Consider the following 23,512-nt stretch of genomic DNA (forward strand, 5'->3'; position numbering starts at 1 on the left):
GAACGCGACTCTGCCAATTCTCGAAAGACTTCGGCGGCTTGCGTGCAGGCGTACGGCAGTCAGCGATTAGAAAAGAGTTGGGGGTCCAACCATGAAACACACAGTCGAGATGGTCGTGCTTGCCGTCGGCGCCTTCCTGGCGCTGGTCGGCGCCGGCTTTGCCCAGGACCGCCTGTTCGGCGCGCATATGTGGGTGCTGTTCTTCGTGCTGCTTGGCGGCACCTTGGTGCTGATGCGCCGCGTTGACTTCCGTCCAGCCGTCGCGGGCCATCCGAGCCTTCGGAGCGAATACTTCGACGAGGTCGTCAAATACGGCGTCATCGCCACTGTGTTCTGGGGGGTGGTCGGCTTTCTCGTCGGCGACGTCGTCGCCCTGCAACTCGCCTTTCCCGATCTCAACGTCGAGCCTTGGTTCAACTTCGGACGCATGCGGCCGCTCCACACCTCGGCCGTGATCTTTGCATTCGGCGGCAACGCCCTGATCGCCACGTCCTTCTATGTGGTTCAACGCACGAGCCGCGCCCGCCTCTTCGGCGGCGATCTCGGCTGGTTCGTTTTCTGGGGCTACCAGCTCTTCATCGTCCTTGCGGCGACCGGTTACCTGCTCGGCATCACCCAGTCGCGCGAGTACGCGGAACCGGAATGGTATGTGGACCTCTGGCTGACCGTCGTATGGGTCGCCTATCTCGTCGTCTTCCTCGGCACGATCCTGAAGCGCAAGGAGCCGCACATCTATGTGGCGAACTGGTTCTATCTCGGATTCATCGTCACCATCGCGATGCTGCACGTGGTCAACAACCTTGCAGTGCCGGTCTCGTTCCTCGGCTCCAAAAGCTATTCGGCTTTCTCCGGGGTGCAGGACGCGTTGACGCAGTGGTGGTACGGCCACAACGCCGTCGGCTTCTTTCTGACGGCCGGATTCCTGGCGATGATGTACTACTTCATCCCCAAGCAGGTGAACCGCCCCGTCTATTCCTACCGCCTGTCGATCATCCACTTCTGGGCGCTGATCTTCATGTATATCTGGGCGGGTCCCCACCACCTGCACTACACGGCGCTGCCGGACTGGGCGCAGACGCTCGGCATGGTCTTCTCCGTCATGCTCTGGATGCCCTCCTGGGGCGGCATGATCAACGGCCTGATGACCCTCTCGGGCGCGTGGGACAAGGTCCGGACCGATCCCATCGTTCGCATGATGGTCATGGCAGTCGCCTTCTACGGCATGGCGACCTTCGAAGGACCGATGATGTCGATCAAGACGGTCAATTCGCTCAGCCACTACACCGACTGGACCATTGGTCATGTCCATTCCGGCGCGCTCGGCTGGAACGGCCTCATCACCTTCGGCGCCATCTACTATCTGGTGCCGAAACTCTGGAACCGCAAGCGGCTCTACAGCCTGCAGATGGTCAACTGGCACTTCTGGCTCGCGACCCTCGGCATCGTCGTCTATGCCGCGACCATGTGGGTTGCCGGCATCCAGCAGGGTCTGATGTGGCGCGAATATGACGACCAAGGCTTCCTCGTCTATTCCTTTGCGGAATCGGTCGCGGCGATGTTCCCCTACTATGTCATGCGTGCCGCCGGCGGTGCCCTGTTCCTCTCCGGCGCAGTCATCATGGCCTTCAACGTAACAATGACCATCCTTGGCCGCGTCCGCGATGAAGCAGCGACCCTGGATGCCGCGCCGATGCCGGCGCCCGCGGAATAGGAGGGCAGATCATGTCCATTCTCGATAAACACGCGCTACTCGAACGCAACGCCACGCTGCTCCTCGTCGGATCCCTGCTCGTCGTCTCCATCGGCGGGATCGTGGAAATCGCGCCGCTCTTCTATCTCGAAAACACCATCGAGAAGGTCGAGGGCATGAGGCCCTATTCGCCGCTGGAGCTCGCCGGGCGCGACATCTACATCCGTGAGGGCTGTTACGTCTGCCACAGCCAGATGATCCGCCCGTTCCGCGACGAGGTGGAACGATACGGCCACTACTCGCTGGCGGCGGAGTCAATGTACGACCATCCGTTCCAGTGGGGGTCGAAACGCACGGGGCCGGACCTCGCCCGCGTCGGCGACCGCTACTCCAATGAATGGCACGTTCAGCACATGATCGAGCCGCGCTCGGTCGTGCCGGAATCGGTGATGCCGAGCTATGCCTTCCTCAAGGAAACGCCGCTCGAGGTGAAGAACGTGGCCACGAACCTGAAGGCCAACAGGGCGGTCGGCGTGCCCTATACGGCAGAGATGATCGACAACGCGGCCGCGGACTTGAAGGCTCAGGCCGACCCGAATGCCGACGCTTCCGGCGTCGAGTCCCGCTATCCCAAGGCCAAGCTCGGCGACTTCGACGGTGATCCGAAGAAGCTTACGGAGATGGACGCGCTCATCGCCTACCTCCAGATGCTGGGCACGCTCGTCGACTTCTCCACCTATGACGACACAACCGGATATCGCTGAGGGGAACGCACATGGAAACCTACACGGCCATGCGCCATTTCGCCGATAGCTGGGGACTGCTAGCCTTGACCCTCTTTTTCCTCGGCGTCGTCCTATTCATTTTCCGGCCGGGCGCCAAGAAGGCCGCCGCTCAGGCCTCTGCCATCCCCCTGAAGGAGGACTGATCCATGGCGGACGAGCACAAGCATGTTGACGAGGTCAGCGGCGTAGAGACCACAGGGCACGAATGGGACGGCATCCGGGAACTCAACAATCCGATGCCGCGCTGGTGGCTCTACAGCTTCTATGCGACTATTATCTGGGCGATTGGATATGCAATCGCCTATCCTTCATGGCCGATGCTGACTGAGGCGACCAGGGGCGTGCTCGGCTATTCCAGCCGAGCTGAAGTCACTGCGGAGCTGTCCGACGCCAAGGCAGCGCAGGCCGGCAACGTAGAGCGCATCGCCTCCGACAAGATCGAGGACATCATGGCGGATCCGGAACTGAGGCAGTTCGCGATCTCGGCCGGCGCGTCCGCCTTCAAAGTGAACTGTGCGCAATGCCACGGCTCAGGCGCGGCCGGTGGCAAGGGGTTCCCGAACCTGAATGACGACGAGTGGCTCTGGGGCGGCAAGCCCGAGGAGATCTACCAAACGATCGCGCATGGCATCCGCCACGCGGGAGACGGCGAGACCCGCGTTTCGGAAATGCCGGCCTTCGGCGACATGTTGGCGCCCGAAGAGATCCGCGCGACCGCAGCCTATGTGGCGAGCCTTACCGGAACACCATCAAGCCCGGCGCTCGTGGAGCCGGGCAAGCAGGTCTTCGCCGATAATTGCGCCTCTTGCCATGGTGCGGATGCGAAGGGCAGCCGCGAATTCGGCGCGCCCAACCTCGCCGACGCGATCTGGCTGAAAGGCGAGGGTGAGCAGGCGATCATAGACCAGATGCGATTGCCGAAGCATGGCGTCATGCCCGCCTGGCTGCAGCGCATCGGTGATCCGGTGGTGAAAGAGCTGGCGATCTTCGTCCATTCCCTGGGCGGCGGCGAATAGCAAGCGCGAAATCCAGGCGGCCGCGCGAACGCAGTGCGGCCGCCGGAGCAAAACGGCGATTCGAAACGACCGCCGCGATAGTTCGATCCATTCAAATGGTCTGACACACGGTCGAGCTATTTCGGAGAGGGTCGCTCTCACTGCCGGTGGCGGCGCCCCCCCGCCAACTTGACGCAGATCAAGGCGCGCAACCGCCACATGGCGCAAAACCGCGTCTGAGAATCGAATTCTAATCGGGACTGTCCAAATGCTTCACCAGCCCGCCCATAAAGCTGGCTCCGTCGAGCGGCTCGAAGCCGAGCCCGTCAATGCCGCGCGTCAACGCAGGCCGCTCTACGAGAAGCGGCGGAAGATTTTCCCCAAACGAGCCGAGGGCCGCTTCCGCCGGTTCAAATGGCTGGTGATGCTGGTGACGCTCAGCATCTACTATCTGACGCCCTGGATCCGATGGGACCGAGGTGCGCATGCGCCCGACCAGGCTGTTCTGATCGATCTAGGGGCGCGGCGGTTCTATTTCTTCTTTATCGAGATCTGGCCGCAGGAGTTCTTTTTCGTCGCCGGGCTTCTCGTCATGGCGGGCTTCGGCCTCTTTCTGGTAACCTCGGCGGTCGGGCGCGCGTGGTGCGGCTACGCCTGTCCGCAAACGGTCTGGGTAGATCTCTTTCTGGTAATTGAGCGCTTCATCGAGGGCGACCGCAATGCGCGCATGCGCCTCGATGCCGGGCCATGGACGCTCGACAAGATTCGCAAGCGGGTTGCCAAGCATTCGATCTGGCTGGTGATCGGCGTTGTGACGGGCGGCGCCTGGATATTCTACTTCGCCGACGCTCCCACGCTCCTCAAGAGCTTCGTCGCTCTTCAGGCGGCGCCGGCGGCCTACATGACCGTGGCGACCCTTACCGCCACCACCTACGTGTTTGGCGGTCTCATGCGCGAGCAGGTCTGCACCTATATGTGCCCCTGGCCGCGCATACAGGCTGCGATGCTCGATGAAAACTCGCTGGTCGTCACCTATAAGGACTGGCGCGGCGAGACCCGTTCACGGCATGCCAAGAAGGCCGCCGCAGCCGGCGAGGCGGTCGGCGACTGCGTCGACTGCAATGCCTGCGTTGCGGTTTGTCCGATGGGGATCGATATCCGTGACGGCCAGCAACTTGAATGCATCACCTGTGCGCTCTGCATCGATGCCTGCGACGGCGTCATGGACAAGCTCGGCCGCGAACGCGGTTTGATCTCCTATGCGACCCTCAGCGACTATGCCGCCAACATGGCTCTTGCCACTAATGGTGGTGCGACTGCGATCGACACCCGGCGCGTGCGCGGCGCCAACGGCGCCTTCGTTGACGGCATCAGGCATTTCGATTGGCGGATCATCTTCCGCCCGCGTGTCCTTGTCTATTTCGGCATCTGGGTGCTCGTTGGCCTCGGCCTGCTCTACGCGCTCGTCTCACGCGACAGGCTGGAGTTGAACGTTCTGCATGATCGCAATCCGCAATATGTGGTCGAGTCCGACGGATCCGTCCGCAACGGCTACATGATCAAGCTGCTCAATATGATCCCCGAGCAGCGGCGCATTACGCTCACGCTCGAAGGGATGCCGTCGGCGCAGATGCGGATTGCAGGCCAGGGCGACGGTCGCAGCTTTCTAGTTGCCATCGATCCGGACAAGGTCACGTCGCTCAAGGTGTTCGTCACAATACCGAAAGCAAAGCTTCCGGAGGCCGAGCAAGGCTTCTCTTTCAAAGCCGAAGACCCCTCCAGCCACGAGCGAGATGTCTACCGCGCGAATTTCAATCAACCCGCAGCAGCAAAGTGAGCCGCTATGATCAGCCAACACAGTGAACCGCGTCGCTTCACCGGATGGCATATGGTGGCGGTGATGGCGCTGTTCTTCGGCACCATCATTTCCGTGAACTTCGTCATGGCCTGGAATGCCAGCCGAAGCTGGAGCGGCCTCGTCGTCGAGAACGCCTACGTCGCCAGCCAGCAGTTCAATGGCAAGGTGGCCGAGACACGCGCCTTTGCGGCTAGCGGCATCAAGGGCGAGCTCACGGCCGAGAACGGTCTCCGCTACGTATTGACCCGCGGGGGGGAGCCGGAGCAGGCGGTCGATCAGGTTGTCGCAGTGCTCAAGCGGCCCGTCGAGGCTCATGAGGATGTTCGCGTCGAGCTCGTTCGCGACGGTGAGGGTGTGTTCGTTTCCACGCAGGTGCTCAAACCGGGGCAGTGGATCGCGGACGTGACGTCGAAGGCGGGCGGAGCGCTCGTCTACCGTCAGGCCATTCGTTTCATCGTAGCGGGAGAGGGCCAATGAGCTGCTGTGCCACGGCCGTCGGCGCCACCCTTGTTGCCGAAGCGGCGGGGCAGGGGCTGCCCCCTTCCGAGGAGCTTTGGCTCGCAAGCCGGGCGCTTGGCAACGGTTTGCGCCAGACGGATCTCAGCGTGCCGGGCGTTCACTGCGGCGCATGCATCACAACGCTCGAGACGGCGTTGCGGGCGAGACCCGAAGTCGAGCTGGCGCGCGTCAATCTTTCCTCCCGACGCGTTTCGATCATTTGGCAGGAGGAAGTTGCCGGCAAACGCAGCGATCCGCGAGAACTCGTGCGCGCCATCGGCGAGCGCGGCTACGAGGCGCATCTCTTCACCCCTGGCGAGGAAGAGGGCGATGTCCTCCTGACGCAGTTGATCCGTGCGGTCGCAGTTTCGGGCTTTGCTGCGGCCAATATCATGCTGCTTTCCGTATCCGTCTGGTCGGGCGCAAACGCGGCAACACGCGATCTCTTTCATTGGATTTCAGCCATGATCGCGGGGCCGGCGCTGATCTACGCGGGCCGCTTTTTCTATCAGTCCGCCTGGAATGCGCTGCGTCATGGACGGACCAACATGGATGTGCCAATCGCCCTTGCGGTCACACTCTCCTATGGCATGTCGCTCTACGAGACGATTGGCCATGGAGAGCATGCCTGGTTCGACGCGTCCGTCACTCTTCTGTTCTTCTTGCTCATCGGTCGGACGCTCGACCATATGATGCGCGGCCGCGCCCGTTCCGCGATCAGCGGCCTCGCGCGGCTGTCGCCGCGTGGCGCGACGATCCTCAACTCCGACGGTTCGCGCGAATACCGCGCCACAAGCGAGATCGAGGCTGGCGAGCGCCTGATGATCGCTGCCGGCGAGCGAATACCGGTCGACGGACGCGTGGTTTCGGGCACCAGTGATCTCGACCGCGCCGTCGTTAACGGGGAGAGCGCGCCGGTCTCGGTCGGCGCCGGCGATACCGTCGAGGCCGGTACTCTCAACCTTACAGGCCCGCTGGTGCTCGAGGCGACCGCGAGCGCACGCAATTCCTTCCTGGCCGAGATCATGGCGCTGATGGAGGCGGCCGAAGGTGGACGAGCCCGCTATCGCCGAATTGCCGACCGTGCCGCGAGATATTATTCGCCGGTTGTCCATCTGCTTGCCCTTTTGACCTTCATTGGCTGGATGATCATCGAAGGGGATGTCCGCCATGCGATGCTGATCGCCGTTGCGGTCCTCATCATTACATGCCCCTGTGCTCTTGGGCTTGCAGTGCCTGTTGTTCAGGTGGTTGCGGCCGGGCGGCTCTTTCAGGGCGGAGTCATGGTCAAGGACGGCTCTGCCATCGAGCGGATCGCCGAAATCGACGCGGTGCTGCTCGACAAGACCGGGACGCTGACTGTCGGCAGGCCGCAACTGGTGAACGCGGCGGAGATTGCGCCCGATGCCCTCGCCATGGCCGCTGCGCTTGCCGTGCACTCGAGGCACCCGATCGCAACGGCGATCCAGGACGCCGCAGCGCGAGTGTCGCCGCTCGAGGCCGAGATCCGGGAGATTCCCGGCGCGGGGATCGAGGCTAAGACGTCGGGCGGTGTTTACCGGCTCGGCAGCCGGAACTTTGCGACTGGTGAGCCGGGTTCAGGAAGCGGGCAATCGGAGGCGGTCCTCTCTCTTGATCGGCGAGAGCTTGCATGCTTTCGCTTCGAGGATCGTCTCCGTCCGGCAACCGCGCGCGCGATAGACCAAATCGGCGAAATGGGACTGACGGTCGGAATATTGTCCGGCGACCGCAAGTCGGTCGTACAGGCACTCGCGAAGCAATTGGAGATCACAAACTGGAAGGGCGAATTGTCGCCTCGCGACAAGGTCCAAATCTGCGCTGACGCCTCTGACAGCGGTCGCAGGGCACTGATGGTCGGCGACGGCATCAATGACGCGCCGGCGTTGCGTGCGGCTCATGTTTCGATGGCGCCGGCGACTGCGGCCGACGTGGGCCGGCAGGCGGCGGATTTCGTGTTCATGCATCAGCCGTTGATCGCCGTCCCCTTCGCGATCGAGACGTCGCGCCGGGCGGGCCGATTGATCCGCCAGAATTTCGCGCTGGCAATCGCCTACAACCTGATCGCAGTGCCGATTGCGATCCTCGGCTATGCCACGCCGCTCGTCGCGGCGATCGCGATGTCCACTTCATCGCTGATCGTTGTCGCCAATGCCTTGCGTCTGGCGGGAACTGACTCAGCAAATGCATTTGGCGGCAGGGAGCCGAGTCCGGTACCGCAGCCGTCAGGGGGCGAACGATGAATACGCTCGTCTATCTCATTCCCATCGCATTGGTTCTCGGCGGCCTCGGGCTCGTCGCGTTCCTCTGGGCGCTGAAGAGCGGCCAATATGAAGATCTGGAAGGTGCTTCCTGGCGCGTCCTCGACGAGGACGATGGCAGACCGCAAACCTGACGGCATTCACTTGTTTGACCGGTGTCAACAACCCTTGCCGTCCAGAAGGCTAGACTGACGTGATCTCTGTTGAGGCTTATGCAATGAACACGCTGCAATTGACTTCTAGGGAGAGGGCCACCCTCATCCGCTCCCGCTTCTTCGCGCGGCTGCCGCAGTCCACTGTCGAGGACGTTCTCAAGAGTGCGTCGGTGTCTGCATACGAAGAGCGTGACGTCCTGTTCCGGCAGGACGAAAATGTCGACGATGTTTTCTTGGTGCTTTCCGGGCTGGTTCGGCTTTGTCGCATGGGAAAGGACGGGCGCGAAGCGGATGTGGCTTTATTCCCGGAAGGTGAGATGTTTGCAGAGACTGCGATGTTTCTAAAGCAACGCGCGACGGCGAGCGCGGTTGCTGCCGAAAGATCGGTCATTGTCCGCCTGAACGGCGGCAAGCTTCAACAGCTTGCTGCGACGGATCACGAAGTTGCGCAGGCGTTGATCGAGCACCTCTGCTACCGCGGCAAGATGACGGAAGATTTACTCGCAGAAGATCGCTTGCTCACCGCCACGCAACGCGTCGCGAACTTCATTCTCAGTCATTGTCCCAAGGACTCGACTAGTTTCCGCCTGCCTTTTCAGAAGAATGTCCTCGCGGGCAAGCTCGGCCTCGCTCCGGAAGCCCTCTCCCGCGCCTTTTCGACGCTACGCCAGTCGGGAGTGATGGTAAGGGGTCGACTGATTGAGATCCACGACCGGCCCGCGCTCGAACGGTTCTGACTGGCGGTTGGATCTGGCTGTGAGCCGCTGTTGGAACGTTAGGAGCATGGTTGACTTGCATCAAAGCTATACGAGGTATCGGAGGATAGACATGTCTTCGGTTCTACCTGAATTTCGAATTTCGCCTCGATGATCACTTCGTTCTCTCCACTCTCCTGATCCTGCGATCCTGCTGAAGCCAGGGCCGACGAATACCGTCCTGGCCACATGCGGAGCGTCGCTTGGCATTCGACGGGCTGCGATTATGCCTCTCGCGGAGGTGATGGGTTATGTTCTGGCTGTATCGTTCTGCGTCGCCGTGGCCGACTGCATCCAGGCAAACATGATTGCATCCGCCACAAAAAAGTTGCTGGCGGCGGGCCGGTTGCTTTATTCGGCCGTCCGGCTTTGGAGCATTCCATTCATGGCGAGTGCGAAGTCGGTCCGACAATTGTTCGTTCGCGTATTGCTAACCACCATGGTAAACTCGCACCGACCGCCTCGTACGACCATGCCGGGTCAGTTCCGATTCGAACGCACGTGACGCAGCGAAACAGCACTTAATTGCGCGCGAATTCCAGCAGCGGCCCGATGTCATAATTGTCCGCTGCGCGTAGTGCTGCGACGTAGCGTGCGCGCAGTTCACCGACGTCGGCTAGACTACCGCCGCCCCAACTGAAAGGCTCTCCTCCAAGGCGCTGAATCAGAAGATCAGCCGCGAGTCGCGCGTGCCGACCGTTTCCATTCGGAAACGGGTGAATACCGACCAGCCGATGGTGGAACCGGATCGCGATCTCCTCCGGCGGAAAAGTTTCATGCTCGATCCAATAGCGGGTGTCGCCCAATAGACTCGTGAGCTCCATTCCGATGCGGTAGGCCTGAGCTCCAATGTTGCGCTCCGTCATCCGGAACGTACCGGCCCATCGCCAAACGTCGCCAAACATTCGCTTATGCAGTGTCCGCATGAAGTCTTCAGTGAGCATCTGCTCAAGGGGCAAACGCCGGCGGCCGCGCGCCCAGGTCGCACCCTCGACGATGTTTTCCTGCTCGGCCTCGTTGAGGTCGCTGCGGTGGGTGATCCAGGTTTGTAGTAGGCCCTCTCGCTCGTGCGGCTCAAGCGGCGTTGCGTCATCAGGCTCTTGGAAGAGATCCGTCATGTTTCGTTCCAGAGATCGCGTTCAGAGAGCTTGTCGCGAATGTAGGCTTGGACGCGAGCTTCGAAATCTGCATTCTCCGTCCCTTGAGCTTCCAACCGCATCGTGTGCGCGACGCGCTGCAGCTCGCGTATAGCGATCTTGCGTGCCCGAGCCTCGACGACAGCTTGAAGCGAGCTGTTTGGAACGAGGGCGTAGACAAGCGTGCAATCGAGAGCCTCGGCGGCCCGGCGCAGCGTATTGAGCTGGATCGTCCCTGCTGCTTCTGACTTCTCAATCGATTCGATGGTTTGGGGCCGAACGCCGATGCGCGCACCGAGCTGCGCACCCGTCATGCCGAGAGCGTCGCGCAGAGCGCGTACCCATCCCTTCGGGGGCGCCCTGAACCGATCAATGGGCTGTAGCGCCTGAAGCCTTTCGTCGAGGCGCAGGCGGGCTCTCTTGTGAGTATCGCTCTTCATAGAACTCTCAGACTGTAGCGTGATTTCGAGCATCACGATATCAGCCTACAGGCTGAACTTCAACATACTGCTTTCAGGTTACAACCTGATTACGGGGTGCAGTATCAGCCTGTGGTCTGATCGCAAGGGTAAGTTCAGCTGAAAAACAACGACGGGTCCACGGTTCGATTCCCTTCAACTGCGCCGGACGTCCAAATGACGGGGCCTCAGGTTCCGCTCCCTTCAAGGCGAGGGATCGAAAACTCACCCTCGGAGGGCCGCAAAGGGATGGAAAGCGGAGTTCAGGCCCCGCTCGCTCTGGTTTGAACTCAGTTGCGGATTAATTAAGGGTGCAGTTGTCGTATCAGGTTATCCGGCGAGCCTCGCCTTCAACACCAACCGGCGGCGATGCAGGACCGGTTCGGTGTAGCCGTTCGGTTGTTCGCGCCCCTTGAGCACCAGATCCAGCGCCGCCTGGAAGGCGATCGAATCGCCTAAATGGCTGGCCATTGGCGCGTAGCCCGGATCGCGGGCATTCTGCCGATCGACGATTTCCGCCATCCGTTTCATCGTCTCGACGACCTGCGCCTCGCTGACGATGCCGTGGTGCAGCCAGTTGGCCATGTGCTGTGCCGAGATGCGCAGCGTCGCGCGGTCTTCCATCAGGCCGACATAGTTGATGTCGGGAACCTTCGAGCAGCCGATGCCCTGGTCGACCCAGCGCACGACATAGCCGAGGATGCCTTGCGCGTTGTTGTCGAGCTCGCGCTGGATTTCCTCTTCCGTCCAGTTCGGCCGCGCCGCCACCGGCACTGAGAGAATATCGGCAAGCTTTGCACGCGGCCGGCTCTTGAGGCCCGCCTGCACCTCGGCGACGTTGACGCGGTGATAATGGGTCGCATGCAGCGTCGCCGCCGTCGGCGAGGGGACCCAGGCGGTGTTGGCGCCGGCCTTCGGATGGGCGATCTTCTGCTCCAGCATCGCGGCCATCAGATCGGGCATCGCCCACATGCCCTTGCCGATCTGGGCATGGCCGGACAACCCGCATTCGAGGCCGATGTCGACGTTCCAGTTCTCATAGGCCGAAATCCAGGCCGCCTGCTTCATGTCGCCCTTGCGGATCATCGGACCGGCTTCCATCGAGGTATGGATCTCGTCGCCGGTGCGGTCGAGGAAGCCGGTGTTGATGAACACGACCCGCTCGCTCGCGGCGTGGATGCATTCCTTGAGGTTGACGGTGGTGCGCCGTTCCTCGTCCATGATGCCCATCTTGATGGTGTTGGCCGAAAGCCCAAGTGCGGCCTCGACGCGGGAGAAGATCTCGCAGGCGAAGGCCACTTCCTCGGGGCCATGCATCTTCGGCTTGACGACATACATGGAGCCCATGCGAGAATTTGCCCGCCGGCCATTCGGGCCGATGTCGTGCAGCGCGATCAGCGCCGTCACCATGGCATCCATCAGGCCTTCCGGAACCTCGCGGCCGTCCCGGTCGAGGATCGCCGGATTGGTCATCAGATGCCCGACATTGCGCACCAGCATCAGCGAGCGGCCGGGAAGCGTCAGCGATGTGCCGTCAGGCCTGGTGAAGGCGCGGTCGGGATTCAGCTCGCGGGTGAAAGTGCGGCCGCCCTTGGTGACCTCTTCCGCAAGGTCGCCCTTCATCAGCCCCAGCCAGTTGCGATAGACGACGATCTTGTCCTCGGCATCGACCGCGGCAACGGAATCCTCGCAGTCCATGATCGTGGTGATCGCCGATTCGAGGATGACGTCGGAGATACCCGCCGCATCGGCCTGGCCGATCGGCGTCGTCGCATCGAGGACGATGACGACGTGGAGGTTGTTCTGAGTCAGGGCGATCTCCGAAGGCGCCCCGGCCGAGCCGGAATAGCCAGCGAACTGAGCCGGATTGCGAAGTGCCGTCCTGGCACCGCTCGTCAAGGTCAGCGACAGAGCACCCCCAGCGATCGCCAGCCCACCGACCTCGCTCCAGCGGCCCGCGGCGAGCGGAACGCTCGCGTCGAGAAAATCCCGTGCCCAGGCGATGACCTTGGCGCCGCGCGTCGGATTGTAGCTTTTGCCGCGCTCGGCCCCGTCCGCGTCGGGAATGGCGTCGGTGCCGTAGAGCGCATCATAGAGCGAACCCCAGCGCGCATTGGCGGCGTTCAGCGCATAGCGGGCATTCATCACCGGCACGACCAGCTGCGGGCCGGCAATGGTGGCAATCTCGGCATCGACATTGGCCGTCGACACGGAGAAATCCGGTCCTTCCGGCAGGAGATAGCCGATTTCCTTCAGGAAAGCCTGGTAGGCATCGAGGTCGACCGGGGCGCCATGCTCGCGATACCAGGCATCGAGCTTCGCCTGGAGCTCGTCGCGCCTGGCGAGAAGGGCACGGTTCTTCGGCGCGAGGTCGTGGACGAGCGCCGACAGGGCGGCAAAGAAATGATCCGGGTCGATCCCGGTGCCCGGTATGGCCTCCTTGAGGAGAAAATCGTAAAATCTTTTTTCAATTGCCAGACCATTCGTTTCAACGTCGGCCATCGGAATCCTCACTTACGTCGTATTGGACAGAATTTTGCAGCGAACTTCGCTGCGCTGCGGTGACCTGAGTCATGTTTATCGATTGAGCGAAAATGTCCCTTCTCGTGAGAGAGAAATCACGCACTTTTGGTGCGCGCGGATGAGTCTCACAGACGAGGCTGCGCAGCGGTGCTGCTCATGCGCCGAAAGCTGGCACCGCGGAAACCTGCCTACACCGAGTCCGCTCCGATGACAGTGAGAGCAGCCCTCGCAACTTCGAAATCTTGCTCCCCCGTGCCCGACCCGACTCCGATAGCGCCAGCCAGCTTTCCCGAAAAGCGGATCGGAAGACCTCCCGGGAGGTGGGTCACGCCCCCGTGAGACGCGATGCCAGCCGCAAGGCCGAAGTCGGCGGTCATACTCCCGGTCGGGCTGTTGATCGAGGCGGCAGTGCGCGCCTTCGCTCTGGCAGTGTGCATGCTGAGATATTTCGCGCCGTCCATCTTGAAGTGGACGATGACCTCGCCGCTGACATCGACGATGCAGATGCACTGCGGGACGTTGATGGAATTCGCCTTCTCAAGGGCCGCCTGGAGCGCCGCAAGCGCACCGCTATGGCTGAGAGCTACTGTTTCTCTAAAAAACTTGCTCATGCGATTATCCATTTCCTTTGCTAGTAGCCTGCGTCTGCGCTGACTTCGTTGACGAGTTTCAATCCGGCGCTGTCGCGCCGGACGTTTTCTGCAAAAATCTCCAGGCAACGGTCGATGTAGCCATCGGCGTCGTCGCAGGAGATGTGGGGAAATATGAGCAGGTTTGGAACGTCCCAGAGCGGGCTGCTCTCGGGTAGCGGCTCCTGCTCGAAGACGTCGAGCGCGGCTCCTCCAAGATGACCGCTGTTCAGCGCATCGACCAGCGCGGCATTATCGAGCACGCCGGCGCGGGCGATGTTGAAGACTGAGGCGCCTGGCTTCATCAGGCCGATCTCTGTTGCTCCGATCACACCGCGGGTCTCAGGTGTCAGCGGGCAGCTTAGAACGAGGCAATCGACGCGCGGCAGCAGATCGTGGAGCGCACTTGCGGCATGGGTTTCATCGGCAAATTCGCTTGGTCTGCCTGAACGGCTGACCCCAATGATCCTGGGTCCGAATGGCTTGAGACGTTCGGCGATTGCGCTGCCGAGCGCGCCGAACCCGTAGATCAACACGGTCTTTTTGCTGATCCTGGCCGAAAGCCTGCTGTCCCAGCGGCGATCACGTTGATTTCCAAGATGCCGCGGCACTTCCTCGCACAGCATGAGGACTGTCATTGCTCCGAAGACGCCTCCCTTCTCGGCGTGGACGCCGCTGCTGTTGGTAAGGGCGGCTCCATCGGGCAGCCAATCGAGGGGCATGTACTTCTCGACGCCTGCACTGGTGCAGTGAACGATGCGTACCGATCTGGCGTAGTTTCTGATGCGTTGGGGATCGAAGCCGGAGCCGATGAAGTATCTTGCGCGGCCAAGCTGTTCGAGATCGGGGTCAGTCTGCGAAAAGACGGTTACGTCAGCGTCGCGGGCCGCTTCTCCAAGCGCTCGCAACACCGCCGCCTCCGTCACGAAATACGGCGATTCCTCGCCCACTTTGTTCTCGACGTAAACTGAGAATCTCACAATTCGGCCTCCCGGGCTGGTTCCGCCCCTCCAAGCAAAACCCGTGCCACACTGCCGAAAAAAAGCCGGAAGCGGGGGGTTGCGGCGAAATGTCTTCTGTGCCTACCCTAAGGGCGTTCGCAGGCCTTGCGGGAGAGATGTCGATCGCCGACACGCCGACGGAGCAACCCCCCAGGAAACTCTCAGGCAGAAAGACCGTCAGGCTGAACAATCTGGAGAGAGGCACCTGGTGCCCACCGAAGGGGACCTCCCGGCAAGGGGGGGAAGCTCTCAGGTAAAAAGACAGATTGGGGGCCGGGGACTGGCAAACGTCCCGGAACCAAACTGTCGGAGCATTCATGTCACATATCGTTGTTTTGGGCGCTGGCATCACCGGCGTCACGACCGCTTACGCCCTCTTGCAAAGGGGACATCGCGTCACTGTCATCGATCGGCATCGCTACCCCGCGATGGAAACCTCCTACGCCAACGGCGGCCAGCTGTCGGCAAGCAACGCCGAAGTCTGGAACCACTGGTCTACAGTGGGAAAAGGCCTCGGCTGGATGCTCAAGAAGGATGCTCCGCTGCTGATGAATCCCTCTCCCAGTTGGCACAAGTATTCATGGATGATGCAGTTCGTCGGCAGCATTTCAGGCTACGAAAACAATACCGTCGCAACGACAAAGCTTGCGATCGAAGCCCGCAAGTACATGTTCTCGATCGCCGAGAAGGAGAACATTGATTTCGACCTGGAAAAACGAGGAATTCTCCACGTCTACTACGACCGCAAGAGCTTCGACCACGCGGCACGCGTGAACGAGTTGTTGAAGCGGGGCGGACTGGATCGTCGCGCCGTCACGCCCTCTGAGATCCAGGGCATTGAACCGAGTCTCGTCGGCGATTTCTCCGGCGGGTTCTTCACCCCTTCCGATTCGACAGGCGACATTCACAAGTTCACCAACGGGCTCGCAAAGGCCTGCTCCAGGCTCGGCGCGCAGTTCATGGTGGAGACCGAAGTGGTGGGGCTCAAGGCGGGAAAAACCGTCCGTGTTCACTTCAGGCACACCGACCAGGGAAGCGGCGAACCGAGCGTGCTCGACGCAGATGGGGTGGTTATCTGCGCCGGAGTCGCAAGCCGGAACTTTGCCGGGGCGCTGGGCGACCGGGTGAACGTCTATCCGGTCAAGGGCTATTCGATCACCGTCCACCTCGACGATGAATCCAGCCAGTCCGGCGCTCCCTGGGTGAGTCTCCTCGACGACAAGGCCAAGATCGTGACAAGCCGCCTCGGCAACGATCGTTTCCGTGTTGCGGGCACTGCCGAGTTCAACGGGTTGAACCGGGATATCCGATCGGACCGGATCAAGCCCCTCGTCGACTGGGTTCGGACGTTGTTCCCGAAGGTATCGACATCCAAGGTCGTGCCTTGGAGCGGCTTGAGACCCATGATGCCCGACATGATGCCCAGAGTTCAGCGCGGTGCGCGACCGGGAGTGTTCTACAACACCGGCCATGGACACCTTGGTTGGACGCTGTCGTGCGCGACGGCCGAAATGCTCGCGGAAACAGTTGATCAACACTACAGCGACCCCAAGAAATCCGCCTGAGAGCACATTTCCGAAGCGAGTAGGGCTGGCGTGTTTCGCGCCAGCCCTATTTTTTGTTTTCGCCCGGTGCAACGTTTGCTGGAGGATTCTCAAACCGCGGTGAGACGCGGAATTCGCGAATCTCAACCGTGAGACTCCCAACTGCAGCCGCCACCTTTTTGAGATTCAACGTAAGTGTTTGATCTCACGGGGGAAAACACAACTGGCACGCTGCTTGCTCCTCTGCTGTCGAGGATCGGATTGGCCGATCTCTAAATCAGAGGAGACTCTCAATGGACCTCGGTCTTTTCATGATGCCGCTCCACGACCAGCGGCGGAACTTCACGGAACTCCTGAAGCAGGATCGGGAAGCCGTCATTCTTGCCGACCGGCTTAACTTCTCCGAAGTCTGGGTGGGCGAACACATTTCCTGCTCCTGCGAACCGATCGCCGATCCGCTGCAGTTTTTCGCCTCGCTCATTCACGCCACGAAGCAGATCAAATTCGCGACTGGCGTTCTCAATCTTCCCCAACATCACCCGGCCCGACTCGCCGGCCAGATCGCGCAGTTCGACCACTTGTCGGAAGGGCGCTATATCATGGGTGTAGGCCCGGGCGGCCTCGTGACGGACATGGAACTCTTCGGCACGCAGGATAAGAACCGGGCCGAGATGACGACCGAGTCGATCGCCATCATGCACAAGATCTGGGCCTCGGAAGCTCCGTATGACATCCGGGGCAAATACTGGGATGTCGTCGTGAAGGACACTATCATTCCTAGCCTGGGCTTCGGGCCGATGCTGAAACCCTATCAGAAGCCTTATCCGGAACTCGCGATCTCCGTCATGAGCCCATCTTCGTCGAGCGCCCGTCAGGCCGGCGAACAGGGCTGGAGCATCGTCTCTGCGAACTTTACGCCCGTTGCGAACGTGAAGACCCACTGGGATCAGTACGTTATCGGATGTGAAAAGGCTGGAAGGCGCCCCGACAGGAACAAATGGCGCATCGCCCGTTCGATCCTCGTGACCGACACCGATCAGGAGGCCGCCGACTACTTGGCGAACGAGACGTCGTCCTACCGCTGGTATTACGAATACATCGTCGAGGACATGAAGGCCTTCAAATTGCTCGGCGTCCTGAAGCCCAGCATGAACACGCTCGACAGTGACATCACGGTCCAGAACTGCCTTGACTGGATGGTCATGTCCGGCTCGCCCAAGACGGTCCTCGACAAGCTCGTCGCGTTCGTCGACGAGGTCGGCGGTCCGTTCGGCGAGCTGCTGATGACGCAAAAGGACTGGGACCAGCCGGCCATCCACAAGCGCTCAATGGAGCTGTTGGCCACGGAAGTGATGCCGCGTCTGCGTCAGCACTGCGGAACCTTGCAAGCGGCCGAATAGCCACGGCTTTCGGTGCGCGGCTCGGCTGCGCACCGCAACTCGAAGGACAAGATACGGGATCGAACTTCAACCTCCAACTGGGAGAGCTAAAGAATGAAAAAGGGGCGCAATGACGTTGGCGTGCAGAAGGCGCGCACTGCCGATCTTCTCGAAGACATCATGCTGGATCGACGCAACTTCTTGTTCGGCACAGCGGCAATCGCCGCTGGCGCAACGCTCGGCGCTTGGGTGCCGCAAGCCCGTGCAGAAGTCGGCGGCAACCTCGAGATCATGGCTTGGGAAGGCTACACGCTCGAGAAGGAAACGGAAGCATGGCGGAAACAGCACAACATGGGTGTCCGCGCCGCTATCATGAGCACCCAGGACGATGTGACCGCCAAGATTGTCGGTGACAACGCCGTCCGGCTTGATCTCGCCGAATACTCGAACGGCTATAATGCGATCTACAAAGAGCTCGAGGTTCTCAAACCGGTCGACGTTTCAAACGTCCCCAACTACAACAAGGACGACATCTACCCGCCCTTCTACCAGGGCGACATGTGGTATTGGGACGGCACCCAGTGGGCTATCCCGTGGGCATGGGGTCTCGATACGATCGTCGTGAATCCCGAGCTCGCCGGCGTCGAGGTGAAGAGCTACACGGATCTTCTCAAGCCGGAACTGACCGGCAAACTGGCCTTCCTCGACAATCCGCTGACGGTCTGGCCGCAAATCGCGAAAGTTACCGGTTACGGCGAGAAATTCCCCAACCTGACCAAGGACGAACTCGCTGACTGCTTCGAAAAGCTGAAGCCCTACCGCGACCAGACGAAGGTGTTCGCGTCTTCGAACGGCGACGTCATCTCGCTTTTCGCCTCGGGTGAGATCGCGGCGTGCTTCTGCGTCTGGAGTGCCGTGCCGCTCGAAACCGCCAAGCAGAACGTCAAGACTGTCGCCGTGTATCCGACCGAAGGCGGAGCTGTCTGGGCAGACGCCTGGTTCATTCCCAAGACTTCGGAGAATATCGAGTCCGCCTATGCATACGTGAACCAGGCGCTCGAACCGGAAGTCCAGGCCTCCGTCTGCAAGACCGCGGTGTGCAGCACCGTGTCAAGGAAGGCCCCCGCACTCATGGATGAGACGACAAGGGCTCTGTTCGACTACGACAATTTCGACGAACAATTCAAGAAGATGAAGATCTACGGCCAGCCGCCGCGGACGTCGGAGCAATACGCCACCTACGATGATTGGCTCCAGGTTTGGGCAGACTTCCGCCAGGGCTTCTGACAGCTCTCAGTCGTCTGGCGGCCCGACGGCTCGGGCCGCCGCTGAACCATTAGAGGACCGCTGCCTGCATGGCTATGCGGAGGGAATTATGGCTATGGCAACTACAACCGACTACATCGAGAGCGCGAAGAAGGTGAGGCGGCCCTTGCCCTGGCCATTCGCTGCGCCAAAAGGCTTCGGCCTCGCGGCCTTGCCCCTGGCATTCTTGCTTTTCTTCTTCGTGTTGCCGGTGATCATTCTCTTTGTCACCAGCTTCTTCACGGCAAGATCCTTCGTGATCGAACCCGTGTGGAACATTCAGAACTACGTCAAGATACTCTGGGCAGCGGGATTCTGGCAGGCGACATGGGTCGGGTTGAAGAACGGGGTGTTCACCGCGTTTTTCTCGGTGGTGCTTAGTTTTCCCGTGGCCTACTACCTGGTCTATCGCGCCAGGACCAACGTCATCCTCTACCTGGTGCTTTTGTCCTGGTTCTCGAGCTATCTCGTCAGGGTGTATGCCTGGCGGACGATCCTCGGCACGAACGGTGTCATCAATTCGTTTCTCTTGAGCACGGGGATAATCGACAAGCCTCTCGAAATCATCCTCTTCAGCCCGTTCGCTTCGGTGATCACGCTGATACACATCATGCTTCCGTTCGCGCTTCTGATCCTCGTGTCGGCGATGCGGGACGTCAAAAAGGAATACCTCGAGGCGGCGCGCGACCTGGGGGCGTCCGGACCTGCGGTTCTCTACAAGGTGATTCTGCCGATGACCTACAAGGGCATCGTCGGCTCGTTCATGTTCAGCTTCATCCTGGCCGCCGGCGACTACGTCACGCCGCAGCTCCTTGGCGGCCGCGAAGGGGTGACCAGCGGCTTGCTGATTGCGAACCAGTTTCGCAGTTCGGGCAACTGGCCGCTGGGTTCGGCCATGGCATTCGTGATGATGGCAACCTTCATCATCGTCTACATCGTCTTCGTACAAATTCTCCGACTGGCCCGAGTGGCGCCCGGTCGGCGCTATCACGGGTGAGCGACATGCTGCGGGCCTATCTCTCGACGTACCTTTTCTTCCTCTTCGCGCCGATCGCGATGATCGTGCTGTTCAGCTTCCACAGCACCCCGGGGCTTGTCTTTCCGATGGAGGGCTTCAGCCTCAGGTGGTACTCGGAACTGTTCGCCAACGGCAATTTCGTCGCGTCATTGTGGAATAGCGTGAAGGTGGGCATCTTCACCTCCATCGTGACAACGATCCTCGGCACCCTGGCCGCACTTGCCCTCATTCGCATGCGCGGCTCCTTCCGCCGAGTTTTCGAACTCCTGAACTTCATGCCGATCGGCCTGCCCGGCTTGTTCCTTGGCATCGCCCTGGTGACGTTGTTCGCCGAGATCGGGCTTCCCCGATCTCTGGTCACCGTCACGATCGCGCATGTGCTCTTCACCTTGCCGTTCTTCGTCGAAACGATGAGATCCCGCATCACCTATTTCGACGCATCCCTCGAAGAGGCCGCGCGGGATCTCGGGGCGAGCCAGTTCCAGACCTTCAGGCTCGTCACCATCCCGATCCTGCTGCCGACAATCGTCGGCGCGGCGATCCTGACATTCGCGCTCTCATTCGACGAATTCATCATTACGGTCTTCGTCAGCGGCAACGACACGACGCTCCCGCTGTTCATCTGGTCCATGCTGAGAAGGACCGTCGATCCGTCGATCAATGCCGCAAGCGTACTGGCCCTGGCCCTGTCGATCCTGGTCCTGGCTGCCGGCGGATTGTCCATGTGGATGCAGCGCAAACGCGCGGTCGCCGCCCGCGTGGCGGAACTCGAAGGGGAATGACATGAACAAGAATATCGTAGAACTCAACAACATTACGAAGAAGTGGGGCGCCTTCACCGCCCTGGACAATATCAGTTTGAGCGTCAGGCAAGGAGAAATCCTCACGCTGCTCGGACCGAGCGGCTGTGGCAAGTCGACGCTCATGCGCATCGCCGCGGGTTTCGAAAGCCCCTCCACGGGAAGCGTCCTGATCGGCGGCAAGGACGTCACTTCGGTTCCGCCGGAACGTCGCCCGGTCAACATGGTGTTCCAACGATATGCGCTGTTCCCGCATCTCGATGTCTTCGACAACGTCGCGTTCGGACTCCGGCTGAAGGGCCTTCCTGCGGAGAGAATTAACTCCGAAGTCAACGCGATGCTCGATCTCGTCCAGCTTCAGGACTTCAAGAACCGTTGGATCGGAGAGATCAGCGGCGGACAAGCGCAGCGCGTCGCCCTCGCGAGAGCTCTGGTGAACAAGCCGCAAGTGCTACTGCTGGACGAGCCATTGGCCGCACTCGACCTCAAGATCCGCCATCACATGCTCGAGGAGCTCAAGCGCATCCACACGGAGACGGGCACCACCTTCATCTATGTCACCCACGACCAGGATGAAGCGATGATTCTCTCCGATCGCGTGGTGCTTATGAACAAGGGAACGATCGAACAGATCGGCACGCCGGACGAAATGTACGGCGCACCCAAGACATTGTTCTGCGCGAAATTCTTCGGAGAGACCAATCTTGTGACCGGAAGTGTCCGTGACAGTGACTCTCAAGGTGCGGTGGTGGAGCTGCCTATCGGCGCCGCAGAGCTGGGCGGCCGGAATCTCCGGAAGGGTTCGACTGTGCATGTCTCGATCCGCCCGGAAGCGATCAACATTGCACCTGCGGTCGAGGGGCAAACGCGAGCCAACAGTGCCGCCGGACAGGTGGAGGACGTCACCTTCATTGGGAGCCGCGTCGTCTACAAGGTACGGCACAAGGATGGGATGCTTTTGAAGTGCCAGGAACCGCGCGGCGCCGCTGGTATCCGCTTCGCCGTCGGCAGCCAGGTCTGCCTCGCATGGGAACCGGCCTCGGTCGTCGTCCTAACCGACTAATTGCAGTTTCAGATTGGAAGCAACATGTACGACTATATCGTTGTTGGGGGCGGTTCGGCGGGCTGCACGATCGCGTCGCGGCTCAGCGAGAGTTCCGACACCCGCGTCCTGCTTCTCGAGCAGGGTTCCAGTGACTGGAACCCATATATCCACATGCCGGTGACGTACTACAAGACGTCCAAGGGCGACATGCTGACCCGCTACAAGATTGAGCCGCAGGTCCACCAGGGAGGGATCACCCCGGAGTTCGTGCAGGGCAGGGTGCTTGGCGGCGGCAGCTCGGTCAACGCCATGGTCTACATTCGCGGATGTCCCGAAGACTACGACACCTGGGCGCGCGAGGGAGCCTACGGCTGGGCATATCGGGATGTGCTCCCCTACTTCAGGAAGGCCGAGGACAACGAGCGCTTCAGCGGCGAAACGCACGGGGTCGGTGGACCTCTCGGCGTCTCGGATCAGCGCCATACCCACTACCTAACGAAGGCTTGGGTCAGGGCCGCGCAGGAGCTCGGCATCAACTTTAATGCCGACTTCAACTCCGGATCGCAGGCGGGCGTCGGCCTTTATCAGGTGACGATGCGAAACGGTCTGCGGTGCAGTGCGGCGGCTGCCTATATCCGGCCTGCCCGCAAGCGTAAGAACCTCACCGTTCACACGAAGTCCAAGGGGCTCAAGATCTTGGTCGAGAACGGCCGTGCCGTCGGGATCGAATACTTGCGCGACGGCAAAGTCGTCACCGCCAGAGCGGAGCGTGAGGTCGTGGTTTGTTCCGGAGCGATCGGTTCGCCACATCTGCTGCTATGCTCGGGCATCGGGCCGGCCGATCACCTCCGGTCAGTGGGCGTGCCGGTCGTCCACGACCTCCCCGGCGTGGGTCAGAACCTCCAGGATCATTTCGACATGTTCCTGATCTACGAGCTGAGCGGCGCGCATAGCTACGACAAGTACAAGAAGCTCCGGTGGCAGGCCTGGGCGGGCCTCCAGTATGCCTTGTTCAGGAACGGGCCGGTAACCTCCAACATCTGCGAAGGCGGCCTATTCTGGTATGGGGCGGACGACGACAAGCTCCCGAACCTGCAGTACCACTTCCTGCCGGGCGCCGGCGTGGAGGAGGGCTCGGACTCTGTGCCGAGCGGCAACGGCTGCACGACCAACGTCTATCAGACCCGGCCACGCTCCAGGGGCACCGTCAAGCTTAGAAGCGCCGATCCGACGCGGTTTCCCATTGTCGATCCGAACTACTTGGCTGAGGAGTATGACGTCGAGGTTCTCGCGGAAGGCGTGCGGATCGGCCAGGAGATCCTGCAGCAGAAGTCCATGGCGAAATTCGTGTCGCGGCCATACCGCCCGATGGAGGTGATCAAGACCAAGGCCGAACGGATGCGGTTCGTGCGGGAGACGGGGCAGGGCGCTCTTCACCCCTCCGGCGCCTGCAGGATGGGGACCGACCCGATGGCGGTTGTCGATCCTTATCTGCGCGTCCACGGCATCGACGGCCTTCGGGTGGCGGACACCTCGATCCTGCCGCGACTGGTCTCGGGCAACACGAACGCGCCGGCGATCATGATCGGTGAAAGGACGGCCGACTTCATCCGCGGCAATCAAGTCGCAAGCACAGAACTTCGACTTGCTGGAGAATAG

The 23,512-nt window shown here is 61.0% G+C and carries 21 protein-coding genes and 1 riboswitch; of the genes, 16 read left to right on the top strand and 5 right to left on the bottom strand.

Going from position 1 to position 23,512, the window contains the following annotated elements; translation table 11 throughout:
- Positions 1-91: 91 nt before the first annotated feature.
- The 9 genes from ccoN to ATB98_RS24225 all read left to right on the top strand — a co-directional run bounded on the left by ccoN (position 92) and on the right by ATB98_RS24225 (position 8,997).
- Entirely contained in the window at positions 92-1,711 is a 1,620-nt protein-coding gene (gene ccoN, locus ATB98_RS24185; protein WP_066878321.1) for a cytochrome-c oxidase, cbb3-type subunit I, read from the top strand.
- Positions 1,712-1,722: 11 nt separating this feature from the next.
- Positions 1,723-2,454, top strand: a complete 732-nt coding sequence (gene ccoO, locus ATB98_RS24190) for a cytochrome-c oxidase, cbb3-type subunit II (protein WP_066878325.1) — start codon at positions 1,723-1,725, stop codon at positions 2,452-2,454.
- Between the two features lie 11 nt (positions 2,455-2,465).
- Positions 2,466-2,618, top strand: a complete 153-nt coding sequence (locus tag ATB98_RS24195) for a CcoQ/FixQ family Cbb3-type cytochrome c oxidase assembly chaperone (protein ID WP_066878326.1) — start codon at positions 2,466-2,468, stop codon at positions 2,616-2,618.
- Between the two features lie 3 nt (positions 2,619-2,621).
- A complete protein-coding gene (gene ccoP, locus ATB98_RS24200; RefSeq protein WP_066878327.1) occupies positions 2,622-3,491 on the top strand; it encodes a cytochrome-c oxidase, cbb3-type subunit III in 870 nt (289 codons plus the stop codon).
- Between the two features lie 247 nt (positions 3,492-3,738).
- Complete coding sequence (ccoG, locus tag ATB98_RS24205) at positions 3,739-5,307, top strand: cytochrome c oxidase accessory protein CcoG (protein WP_066878329.1); 1,569 nt, start codon at positions 3,739-3,741, stop codon at positions 5,305-5,307.
- Between the two features lie 6 nt (positions 5,308-5,313).
- Positions 5,314-5,805: a FixH family protein gene (locus tag ATB98_RS24210; RefSeq protein WP_066878331.1), complete on the top strand. Its 492-nt coding sequence runs from the start codon at positions 5,314-5,316 to the stop codon at positions 5,803-5,805.
- On the top strand, positions 5,802-8,087 hold the full coding sequence (locus ATB98_RS24215; RefSeq protein ID WP_066878333.1) for a cation-translocating P-type ATPase: 2,286 nt from the start codon (positions 5,802-5,804) through the stop codon (positions 8,085-8,087). Before ATB98_RS24210 ends, ATB98_RS24215 begins: the two co-directional genes overlap by 4 nt.
- Positions 8,084-8,239: a cbb3-type cytochrome oxidase assembly protein CcoS gene (gene ccoS / locus ATB98_RS24220; protein WP_066878335.1), complete on the top strand. Its 156-nt coding sequence runs from the start codon at positions 8,084-8,086 to the stop codon at positions 8,237-8,239. The genes ATB98_RS24215 and ccoS overlap by 4 nt, the downstream gene beginning before the upstream one ends.
- A gap of 83 nt (positions 8,240-8,322) precedes the next feature.
- Positions 8,323-8,997, top strand: coding sequence for a Crp/Fnr family transcriptional regulator (locus ATB98_RS24225; protein WP_066878337.1), 675 nt, complete (start codon positions 8,323-8,325; stop codon positions 8,995-8,997).
- A gap of 539 nt (positions 8,998-9,536) precedes the next feature.
- Here ATB98_RS24225 and ATB98_RS24235 read toward each other — a convergent pair.
- From ATB98_RS24235 to ATB98_RS24255, 5 genes are all read right to left on the bottom strand, one after another.
- On the bottom strand, positions 9,537-10,133 hold the full coding sequence (locus ATB98_RS24235; protein ID WP_066878341.1) for a mobile mystery protein B: 597 nt from the start codon (positions 10,131-10,133) through the stop codon (positions 9,537-9,539).
- A complete protein-coding gene (locus ATB98_RS24240; RefSeq protein ID WP_066878381.1) occupies positions 10,130-10,591 on the bottom strand; it encodes a mobile mystery protein A in 462 nt (153 codons plus the stop codon). Before ATB98_RS24240 ends, ATB98_RS24235 begins: the two co-directional genes overlap by 4 nt.
- Positions 10,592-10,939: 348 nt before the next feature.
- Positions 10,940-13,111, bottom strand: coding sequence for a malate synthase G (locus ATB98_RS24245; RefSeq protein WP_066878343.1), 2,172 nt, complete (start codon positions 13,109-13,111; stop codon positions 10,940-10,942).
- A 209-nt stretch (positions 13,112-13,320) separates the two neighbouring features.
- A complete protein-coding gene (locus ATB98_RS24250; RefSeq protein ID WP_066878345.1) occupies positions 13,321-13,743 on the bottom strand; it encodes a GlcG/HbpS family heme-binding protein in 423 nt (140 codons plus the stop codon).
- A 20-nt stretch (positions 13,744-13,763) separates the two neighbouring features.
- Positions 13,764-14,741 carry a D-2-hydroxyacid dehydrogenase gene (locus ATB98_RS24255; RefSeq protein ID WP_234782013.1) on the bottom strand — a complete coding sequence of 326 codons (978 nt, stop codon included), beginning with the start codon at positions 14,739-14,741 and terminating at the stop codon, positions 13,764-13,766.
- Between the two features lie 119 nt (positions 14,742-14,860).
- Positions 14,861-14,949: riboswitch (glycine riboswitch) on the top strand.
- 130 nt (positions 14,950-15,079) lie between these two features.
- Here ATB98_RS24255 and ATB98_RS24260 point away from each other — a divergent pair.
- The 7 genes from ATB98_RS24260 to ATB98_RS24290 all read left to right on the top strand — a co-directional run bounded on the left by ATB98_RS24260 (position 15,080) and on the right by ATB98_RS24290 (position 23,512).
- On the top strand, positions 15,080-16,327 hold the full coding sequence (locus ATB98_RS24260; RefSeq protein ID WP_066878349.1) for a D-amino acid dehydrogenase: 1,248 nt from the start codon (positions 15,080-15,082) through the stop codon (positions 16,325-16,327).
- A gap of 272 nt (positions 16,328-16,599) precedes the next feature.
- Positions 16,600-17,706: an LLM class flavin-dependent oxidoreductase gene (locus ATB98_RS24265; RefSeq protein WP_066878351.1), complete on the top strand. Its 1,107-nt coding sequence runs from the start codon at positions 16,600-16,602 to the stop codon at positions 17,704-17,706.
- 93 nt (positions 17,707-17,799) lie between these two features.
- Complete coding sequence (locus ATB98_RS24270; protein ID WP_084435773.1) at positions 17,800-18,972, top strand: ABC transporter substrate-binding protein; 1,173 nt, start codon at positions 17,800-17,802, stop codon at positions 18,970-18,972.
- A gap of 88 nt (positions 18,973-19,060) precedes the next feature.
- Positions 19,061-19,987 carry an ABC transporter permease gene (locus tag ATB98_RS24275; protein ID WP_234782015.1) on the top strand — a complete coding sequence of 309 codons (927 nt, stop codon included), beginning with the start codon at positions 19,061-19,063 and terminating at the stop codon, positions 19,985-19,987.
- 5 nt (positions 19,988-19,992) lie between these two features.
- On the top strand, positions 19,993-20,790 hold the full coding sequence (locus ATB98_RS24280; RefSeq protein WP_066878355.1) for an ABC transporter permease: 798 nt from the start codon (positions 19,993-19,995) through the stop codon (positions 20,788-20,790).
- A 1-nt stretch (position 20,791) separates the two neighbouring features.
- Positions 20,792-21,871, top strand: a complete 1,080-nt coding sequence (locus tag ATB98_RS24285; RefSeq protein ID WP_066878357.1) for an ABC transporter ATP-binding protein — start codon at positions 20,792-20,794, stop codon at positions 21,869-21,871.
- Positions 21,872-21,895: 24 nt separating this feature from the next.
- Positions 21,896-23,512: a GMC family oxidoreductase gene (locus tag ATB98_RS24290; RefSeq protein WP_066878359.1), complete on the top strand. Its 1,617-nt coding sequence runs from the start codon at positions 21,896-21,898 to the stop codon at positions 23,510-23,512.

Source organism: Sinorhizobium saheli (assembly GCF_001651875.1).
In the GTDB taxonomy this organism is placed as follows: domain Bacteria; phylum Pseudomonadota; class Alphaproteobacteria; order Rhizobiales; family Rhizobiaceae; genus Sinorhizobium; species Sinorhizobium saheli.